Below are 9,457 nucleotides of genomic sequence, written 5' to 3' on the forward strand. Positions count from 1 at the left end.
ATCATATTCGTCGTCAGAAAACAAGTATTATGCCATTATTTCAATGAGTTATCTTTTTTTGTCGTGTACAGAGAAATTTTTTATATTTAATCATATTGGGGAATATTATGTCTGAACAAATTCTTGAACACAGAGAACAATTGGCTCGTGTTGCCATGCGCGAAGCTTTAGAAAATCAACAAGCAGAAGATAGTGTGGAGTTATTTATTCAACATCATCTTGAAGAAGTTGAACCTGAATATTGGGAAAAATACTTTGACACATCAAAACCTAATTTATTACAAATTTTAGAGTTACTGGTATTAGATTCACGTTGGGATGAGGGGGATCTGGAAAGTTATGAAATTTTAGATTTCACCTTACCAGATGAGATCACAAATTACGTTATCTGCGTTAGTTTTGATTCAAAAGGGCAAGTTGTTAATATTTCAATGGAAAGCTGAAAAATTTGTGAGATATGGGGGAGGCTGATGTGAGAATTGAAATTAAACGTATTTATTGATCTTGTTGAGCCGACGGATGGACAGCGTGTACTCGTAGATCGGTTATGGCCAAGGGGAATATCGAAATAGCAGGCACATTTAGATTTATGGCTTAAAGATATTGCACCCTCAACTGAATTGAGAAAAGCGTTTTGTCATAAGGTTGAACATTGGCTGAGTTTTCAGGAAAGGTATTATAAATAGCTTAAAGAAAACCCTTATGTAAATCAGCTTAAAGACATGCTACAGCAACAGCAAGTAACGCTCATTTACGCAGCTAAAGATCTTAAGCTTAGTCATGCCCTAGTACTTAAAAATTATTTAATTGGACAAGCGATTCAAGCTTAAATTTTGAAAAAATGCGTCTATCGATCATAATAGTGCTTTTGAGATGTTTTTATGTCTTTTCCACACTGCCCAAAATGCCAATCAGAATATACTTACCAAGATGGCGACTTATTGATTTGCCCTGAATGTTCACATGAATGGAAAGAAGGGGAGGCATCTGCTTCAGAACAACAAGAGATTATTAAAGATGCCAACGGTAATATTTTAGTTGATGGTGATAGCGTCACTGTCATAAAGGATTTAAAAATCAAAGGGTCATCATCTGTAGTTAAAGTCGGGACGAAAGTGAAAAGTATTCGTTTATTAATCGATGCGAATGATGGACATAATATTGATTGTAAAATCGATGGGATTGGTGCAATGAAATTGAAATCTGAATTTGTAAAAAAGATCTAATCCAAATCATTTAAGGGGGCATGTCAGTGCCCCTTTGCTATTCAAAAACTTACCAAAAGTGAACAATAAATCATTTTTTATTGGTATAAAAAATAATCTATAAATAAAGCTATAACAATCAAAACAACAGTTTTCAATAAAAAAGCCGTTTATTATTAAACGGCTTTTTTATTGCTAGGATGAAGATTAGCCTATAAGTTTAGCTAAGAGTTCTTCTTTACCTAAATTACTTGCTTCAAGATCGCGACGACCTTTGTACTCAAAAGTTCCTGCATCAAGACCTTTCTCACCAATAACAATACGATGAGGAATACCCATTAATTCAAGATCAGAGAATTTCACACCAGGGCGTTCATTACGATCATCAAGCAATACATCATAGCCTTGAGCTTGCAATTCAGCATAAAGCGCTTCAGCTGCTTCAAGGGTACGAGGTGATTTATGCGCATTCATTGGCACAATCGCAATGTCGAATGGAGCAATCGCTTGAGGCCAAATAATTCCTTTGTCATCAAAGTTTTGTTCAATTGCCGCTGCAACCACACGTGTTACACCTATTCCATAACATCCCATTGTAACAGTGAATGGTTTGCCATCTTCACCAAGTACTTTACACCCTAAAGCTTCTGAGTATTTTGTGCCGAGTTGGAAGATATGACCGACTTCAATACCACGTTTGATTTGAAGTGTACCTTTACCATCTGGAGAAGGGTCGCCTTCAACAACATTACGTAAATCATAAACTTCGGTGAATTTTGCGTCACGATCCCAGTTTACGCCAGTTGCATGTTTATCGACTTCATTTGCACCCGCAACAAAGTCAGATAATACGGATGCAGCACGATCCACAATCACGGTTAAGCCTTTTTCAACTAAACCTTGTGGACCGCAGAAACCTGCTGTTAAACCATGTTGTTCTAATTGTGCTTCAGTTGCAAATGCCAAAGGTGCAGCAATTAAAGGATGCTTTTCAGCTTTAATATCATTCAATTCGTGGTCGCCACGTAAGAATAGAGCAACAACGGGTGTATTGCCATTTTCATCTGTTTGACCTTGTACAAGTAAAGCTTTTACAGATTGTTTTGCATCACTGTTTAAAAATTGGCAAACATCGGCAATTGTTTTCTGATTTGGTGTATCGACTAAGGTCATTGTTTGAGCTGGTGCAGCACGCTCACCGACTAACAATGCTTCTGCCATTTCAACGTTAGCGGCGTAATCAGATTCAGTAGAAAATGCGATATCATCTTCGCCACTTGCAGCAAGTACATGGAATTCATGTGATGCAGAGCCACCGATAGAACCTGTGTCTGCCTGTACTGGACGGAAATCGAGACCTAGACGTGTAAAAATACGGCTATAGGTGTCATACATGACATCATAGGTTTCTTGTAGCGATGCTTGAGTTGCATGGAAAGAATAAGCATCTTTCATAATAAATTCACGAGATCGCATCACACCGAAACGTGGACGAATTTCATCACGGAATTTAGTTTGGATTTGATAGAAATTTACTGGTAATTGCTTATAACTTTTCAGCTCATTACGTGCCAAATCTGTAATGACCTCTTCATGAGTAGGACCAAGCACGAATGGATTATCATGACGATCTTTGAAACGAAGTAATTCTGGACCGTATTGTTCAAAACGACCAGATTCTTCCCAAAGCGCAGCAGGTTGAGTGACAGGCATAAATACTTCTAATGCGCCTGAACGGTTCATTTCTTCGCGAACAATCGCATCTACTTTCTTTAAAACACGTGTTCCCATGGGCAACCAAGAGTATAAACCAGAAGCTAATTTACGAATCATCCCCGCACGTAACATGAGCTGGTGCGAAATGACTTCAGCATCATTTGGGGTTTCTCTTAACGTTGCAAATAAAAAGCGGCTTGCGCGCATGGAAACTGTCCTAAAGTTAAGTGTTATTTAGAAATACTCAAACGAGCAAAATTATCTACTCGGTTTTAAGCAATTGGCATTATGACATGAATCATTGAATTTCGTGTAATCTAAAGCAAGCTGAATGAATTAAAACTATGAAAAGTTAGAATTAATATTTTTGAGAGACCATGCCAGAAAAATTCTAAGTCTATTGTGTTTCTTGTTCAATATTTTTTAAACGGTTAATAATATCAGCATAATCTGTTTCAGTTTTATGATATGCATTACGTAAACTTTCTACTGTTCTTTTTACATTTTCAATATTCTTGGCATTATTGTCTAAATTATTTTTGAGTTGAGCGGGGGGCGTTTCTCCCTTACGATGATATTCCATCTCTTGTCGCTTAAATCCAATTTTGTCTTGTTGAAGCTGTTGTAATTGTTGTTGTTGATAATTAAGTTGCTTTTTTAAACTAGCCAAAATTTGATCTCTTTTTGTTGCCGCTATTTTTGTATTTCCATAAGCACGCTTTAATCTCATATCTTGTTCGCGTTGACGTGCAATAGATTCGCGACGAGAAGATTGTTGTACATCTACTGTTGCGTTATAAGCACGGTTGCGTTTGATCACTTGCATATTACGATCAAGTGCTTCATAACCATAACGAATATGTTCGGGCGTAACTGATGTACTCACATTAGCAACACCATTTTTATCATAATAACGATACCATACAGCTCTGGGTTGCTCTGTGGCTGCAAAACTTGAACTGCAAAAAATCAATAAAAAAAACGCGCAAATGTAATTACGAGCAATCGTTGTAAAGTGGCTAATGCCGAAACCGCACTTTAACGAACCAGTCATTACATTCCCCGGAAAAAGTTAACTAAATCACTTATTTTTAAATAATAATCAGTTGTATATTAGTAGCTATTTAGATAATTAAAAATAGTGAGTATACAAAAAATTTAGGAATTTGACGAAAAGTGTGAGAAATTTGTTATTGTTGTTGAAAACTGATAGGTTGGTTCAAAAAACTTCATTGATAATGCAAGTAAAGATATGTTAAAAATATCAACTGATGTGTATAAAACAAATTAAACCAACCATAATTTGTATTGAGTGAATGGGGCAGGACAATTAAATGGAAGATAAATTTCAAAATTTGAAAGTAATGGTGATTGATGATTCAAAAACGATTCGTCGTACAGCTGAAACGCTTTTACAACGAGAAGGTTGTGAGGTGATCACCGCTGTTGATGGTTTTGAAGCATTATCAAAAATTGCAGAAGCAAATCCTGATATCGTGTTCGTCGATATCATGATGCCTCGTTTAGATGGTTATCAAACCTGTGCACTGATTAAAAATTCTTTAAATTACCAAAATATCCCAGTGATTATGTTGTCAAGCAAAGACGGTTTGTTTGATCAGGCTAAAGGGCGTGTTGTGGGTTCTGATGAATATTTAACTAAGCCATTTAGTAAAGATGAGCTGTTAAATGCGATTCGTAATCACGTTAGCGCATAAAATTTAAATTGAGGAAAAAATGGCTCGTATACTTATTGTAGATGATTCACCTACTGAAACATTTCGTTTTAGAGAAATTTTGACTAAACACGGTTATGAAGTTTTAGAAGCAACCAATGGCGCTGACGGTGTCACAATGGCGCAAGCAGAACTACCAGATCTCGTATTAATGGATGTTGTAATGCCAGGAATGAATGGTTTCCAAGCGACACGCCAAATTAGCAAAGGTAAAGACACGCAGCATATTCCTGTTGTGATCGTAAGTACCAAAGATCAGGCAACAGATCGTGTTTGGGGTAAGCGTCAAGGTGCTTGTGATTATTTGACCAAGCCGATTGATGAGCAACAGCTCATTGATGTGATTAAACAATTATTAAGTTAATTCGTACGAGCCTTTTCATTACTCAATACGGGATAGGGTATGGCAGCAAATGGATTTATCGAATTGCTTCGCTTATCCAAGCGAGGCAACAAACAATATGCTTCAACTCAAAATGAAGTCAGCCGTTGGTCTGGTATCGCATTTGAGATGTTAGGGCAATATTTCGTTGCACCATTAGGGGAGATTTCGGAGGTGATTTATCCTCCAAAATATACCCCTGTTCCTAATACTCAGGCATGGGTACGTGGTTTGGCAAATATTCGTGGTCGATTGCTTTCAGTTTCTGATTTAACACATTTTATTTCAGGACAACGGAGTCAGTTTTCACCAACACAAAAAGTAATATGCATTAGCCATCAAGACCATTATGTGGGTTTGGTTGTCGACCAAGTTCTTGGGATTCAGCACTTTAATAAAAAGAGTTTCTTTTCACAAAGTGCTGATCTAGATGATAAATTGAAAGATTATTGTCAGGGATACTTCCATCAACATAATCAGCAATGGCATGTGTTTTTACTGAGTCGGTTGTTGCAAAATCCTCAATATATGAATGCATCAATAAAATTTATAAACTAATTTGATACGCTACGGAAAATAAACGCGTATTCAGGGGAGAAGCTGACATGGGCTTTAAACTTAAAAAGAAAAATGGTAGTAGTGATGATAGTACTGGTCTTAAGAGTGGTGGTGCATTTTTAGAGAATGCTCGAACGCAAATTGATCAGTTTTCTCGCTTATTTGGTGAAACTGAAAAGTCGAAACCAATTCTATACCGTGCGATTGGTGCTTTAGCTCTTGCAGTTATCCTCTTAATTTATTTATTCGTGAGTGTGCCTCGTCATAACCAGTTAACTCGTAGTTTAGGTGAGTTACGCTTGTTATCTCAGATGATTTCTCGTCAGGCAACTGAGGCAACGGCATCTGGTACACCTGAAGCAATGAAAAGTTTAGTTGAATCTAAAAAGCGTTTTGCTGAGAATTTAGAGACGGTTGAAAGTGTTTATGGTACTGGTTCAGAAGAGTATAAAAAAGCAAATGAACTTTGGACGAGTGTTTCTAAGAATATTGAGTTAATTGCTTCACAACAAAAAGTCATCAATCAATTATACGATACAAATATCTCGATCAGTGAAACGATTCCTGAAATTCAGGCTGAATATAACTTGATGGTTGATCAGATGGTTCGTGAAAATATGCCAAGTAGTCAGGTAATTATCACGAAAAACCAAGTGTTTATTGCTGAACGTATTTTACGTTCGATTAACTCTGTTTTAGTCGGTACCGATAATTCAAATGTGTCTGCGAATGACTTTGGTGCGGATATTGATACCTTTGGTGTTTATTTAAATGCACAATTAAATGGTAGTACAGAACTTGGTGTAGATCGTATTGCATCTCCTGATTTACGTGAGTCTGTAGATAGTATTAAATCTGATTATGATGCAGTGTTGAAATCAGCTGCAGCAACAGTATTACAAAACGCAAACCAAATTGTTCGCGTACGCCAAGCATCTTCGCAAATCTTTTCTCAATCTGATGCGTTATTAACGTCATTAAACGATTTATCTAACAAAGCAGAGGGTGGTTGGAGTAACGTTATTGCAGGTGTTGTATTAATTGGTGCGTTAGGTCTATTGATTTTCTCTGCACTACAATTACTTACTCTACGTAGTAATACAGATAAAGAGCGTGTAACTCGTCTACAAGATGAATATGACCGTAACCAAAATGCAATTTTACGTTTACTAGATGAAATTGCCGACTTAGCAGATGGTGATTTACGTTCATATGCAACAGTATCAGAAGATTTTACTGGTGCGATTGCCGACTCGATTAACTTCGCAATCGATCAATTACGTGACCTTGTATCTCGAATCACTGAAACATCTCAAGAAGTTGCTCGTTATACTCAAGATACTCAAGATATTACCAACCAATTAGCAGAAGCTTCTGAACATCAGGCACAAGAAATTGCAGGTGCATCAGCAGCGATGAACGAAATGGCATTGTCGATTGACCAAGTATCTTCGAATGCATCCGAGTCTGCTGAAGTAGCACAACGATCTGTACAAATTGCATCGAATGGGGCAGAAGTTGTAAACCGCTCGATCGAAGGTATGGATCACATTCGTGAACAAATTCAAGAAACTTCAAAGCGTATTAAGCGTTTGGGTGAATCGTCTCAAGAGATTGGTAACATCGTATCGCTAATTAACGATATTGCTGACCAAACCAACATCTTGGCATTAAATGCAGCGATTCAAGCATCTATGGCTGGTGAAGCAGGTCGTGGTTTCGCAGTCGTAGCCGACGAAGTACAACGTCTTGCAGAACGTTCTGCATCAGCAACGAAACAGATTGAAAGCTTAGTAAAAACCATTCAAACAGATACGAACGAAGCCGTTATTTCAATGGAACAAACGACGTCAGAAGTTGTTCGTGGTGCGAACTTGGCAAAAGATGCGGGTATTGCACTTGATGAGATTCAAACGGTATCTGGTGATTTGGCTAAATTAATTGCGAGCATTTCTGATGCAGCAAAACTTCAGTCTGCATCAGCAAGTCACATTGCAACAACGATGAATGTTGTACAAGAAATTACGTCACAAACGACGACAGCAACGTTTGATACAGCTCGTTCGGTTTCTGAATTGGCAAATATGGCTGAATCATTACGTGAATCTGTAACTGACTTTAAGCTACCTGAATAAGCAGCAAAGGGGAGGCAGAGCATATCTGTCCTTTCCCTTTTTTGAAGAGATGTAGAATATCTCTACAAGATGATGACTAACATGGAGCTACATCTTGTGTGATAGATACACGTAATTTTTAGCCACAATTAGTGGATAAAAACGAAAGAAGCCGCTATGAAAGAAATATTAAAAACGTTAGTTGAAACGATGACGCTTCCTGAAGATAGTTATCTTGAGCAAGATGCAGAAATTCTTGAAATTTTTATTGAAGAATTAGATGAAATCTTTGTTGAATTAGAGCCATTAATCTGTCAATGGATTGAACAGCCAAATCAACAAGATGTGCTTACAGATATTCGCCGACATTTCCATACCTTAAAAGGTTCTGGAAGGATGGTTGGCGCCAAATCTTCAGGTGAATTGGCGTGGACGGTTGAAGATACTTTAAATCGAGTACTTGCAGGGACAGTATTGTTGAATTCAGATATTCAACATTATGTAAAAGCGGTTTTTAATATCTACCGCTTTAAACTTGTACATGATTTTAAATTGGTTCAAAAACATCAGATAGATTTAAAACCTTTGGTTTTATTAGGTCAGCAACTACAGCAGCAACTTAGTATAGAACCAGCGCTAGCTGAGTTATTACAATTATCGAATATGCTGAATGATAACGCTGAAACTGGTCTCGAATTGATATCCGTAAATGTGGATACTGTCGTAGAAGAGAAGACTGTTGATGTCGCAGATTCAGAATCTGTATTTATAGGTCATCCGCTAGATGATGAAGCGTTAATCAAAGAAACATTATCGATTTTCTTGGAAGAAGCAGAAGATCATTTGACTACGATCGATCAATTTTTACTAAATGATCGTCCGACAAATGATAATTATAATACGCTAATTCGAGCGCTTCATACTCTACGTGGCAGTTCTGCTATGGCGCATGTTGAGCATGTGTTTGAAGCAAGTTCGAAAGTTGAGAATTTATTCAAAACATTATTGCAAGAAGAGCTTGATTCAAGTTCTGATGAAACGGCACTTTTGACGCACTATGCACAGTTTGTTCGTGACTATTTGCACACGTTGAAACACCAAGGTTCGCAACAGAAATTTGAAGAAATTTATAATACTTTTAATGTTGCATGGGATAGCTACGATTTCCAATTAGAAGAAAAACAAGGCGAATCTTTACGTCCACAGGGTTTAGTTTCACAATTACTAGAATTGAATATCAATGACCTTCTTGACGTTGAGTTTGATTTTGAGAAGCGTGCACGTACTGAATTTCCTCAATATATTCAACTGTTAAGTCAGCAAACTGAAACTTTATTAGAACATACCCATCATCATGCGACGATTGGTATGTATCAATATACAAGTTTGTTACGTTCTAGTTATCAAGATCTGTTATTTAAGCCAGATTTACTGAATCTTGATTATGCTTTTGAGCTGTATTATCAGGTACATCAACAGTTCATTCAATTGTTTGATACCTTGGCTGCAGGGCAGCGTGTGACTTTGACAAAGGCACATGAACTTATATTAAATGAATTGAGTTCATTTACACAGCAAAATATTGAGTTCTTGGAAGCGCCTGTAACTGAGCAAAAAGCAGGTTTGGTTGAAGCATCTATTGCTGAATTTGAGCCGTCTAGTAATAAAGTTGATGTGAGTGATTTAGCTGCACAATTCGCTTTAGATAAACAAAGCTTGCAATCAAGTGATTCAAATCGTGACTTT

At 37.2% G+C, this 9,457-nt stretch carries 9 protein-coding genes and 1 pseudogene; 8 read left to right on the forward strand and 2 right to left on the reverse strand.

The genetic code is table 11. The features are described 5' to 3' along the window. Positions 1-107: 107 nt before the first annotated feature. From CDG56_RS15105 to CDG56_RS15115, 3 genes and pseudogenes are all read left to right on the forward strand, one after another. Positions 108-443 (forward strand): DUF2004 domain-containing protein, encoded by a 336-nt coding sequence (locus CDG56_RS15105; protein WP_087535721.1) that lies wholly within the window; start codon positions 108-110, stop codon positions 441-443. A gap of 29 nt (positions 444-472) precedes the next feature. Next, a pseudogene (locus tag CDG56_RS15110) lies at positions 473-830 on the forward strand (DUF488 domain-containing protein). Between the two features lie 51 nt (positions 831-881). Then, a complete protein-coding gene (locus CDG56_RS15115) occupies positions 882-1,226 on the forward strand; it encodes a zinc ribbon domain-containing protein YjdM (RefSeq protein ID WP_005162025.1) in 345 nt (114 codons plus the stop codon). A gap of 186 nt (positions 1,227-1,412) precedes the next feature. Here the strand turns inward: CDG56_RS15115 and CDG56_RS15120 are convergent, their stop codons facing one another. Together CDG56_RS15120 and CDG56_RS15125 are read right to left on the reverse strand one after the other, a co-directional pair. Further along, positions 1,413-3,128: a proline--tRNA ligase gene (locus tag CDG56_RS15120; RefSeq protein ID WP_087548322.1), complete on the reverse strand. Its 1,716-nt coding sequence runs from the start codon at positions 3,126-3,128 to the stop codon at positions 1,413-1,415. A gap of 190 nt (positions 3,129-3,318) precedes the next feature. After that, positions 3,319-3,975: a hypothetical protein gene (locus CDG56_RS15125; RefSeq protein WP_087548323.1), complete on the reverse strand. Its 657-nt coding sequence runs from the start codon at positions 3,973-3,975 to the stop codon at positions 3,319-3,321. Between the two features lie 280 nt (positions 3,976-4,255). Between CDG56_RS15125 and pilG the strand changes: the two genes are divergently transcribed. From pilG to CDG56_RS15150, 5 genes are all read left to right on the forward strand, one after another. Next, positions 4,256-4,639, forward strand: coding sequence for a twitching motility response regulator PilG (gene pilG / locus CDG56_RS15130; protein WP_004652356.1), 384 nt, complete (start codon positions 4,256-4,258; stop codon positions 4,637-4,639). Between the two features lie 19 nt (positions 4,640-4,658). Then, positions 4,659-5,021 (forward strand): response regulator, encoded by a 363-nt coding sequence (locus tag CDG56_RS15135; protein WP_004664659.1) that lies wholly within the window; start codon positions 4,659-4,661, stop codon positions 5,019-5,021. Positions 5,022-5,060: 39 nt separating this feature from the next. Further along, entirely contained in the window at positions 5,061-5,597 is a 537-nt protein-coding gene (locus CDG56_RS15140) for a chemotaxis protein CheW (protein WP_005162018.1), read from the forward strand. Positions 5,598-5,644: 47 nt separating this feature from the next. Beyond that, positions 5,645-7,732, forward strand: coding sequence for a methyl-accepting chemotaxis protein (locus CDG56_RS15145; protein ID WP_087548324.1), 2,088 nt, complete (start codon positions 5,645-5,647; stop codon positions 7,730-7,732). A gap of 156 nt (positions 7,733-7,888) precedes the next feature. Then, on the forward strand, positions 7,889-9,457 hold a 1,569-nt coding region (locus tag CDG56_RS15150), incomplete at its 3' end, for an Hpt domain-containing protein (RefSeq protein ID WP_171295171.1).

The organism is Acinetobacter sp. WCHA39 (genome assembly GCF_002165385.1).
In the GTDB taxonomy this organism is placed as follows: domain Bacteria; phylum Pseudomonadota; class Gammaproteobacteria; order Pseudomonadales; family Moraxellaceae; genus Acinetobacter.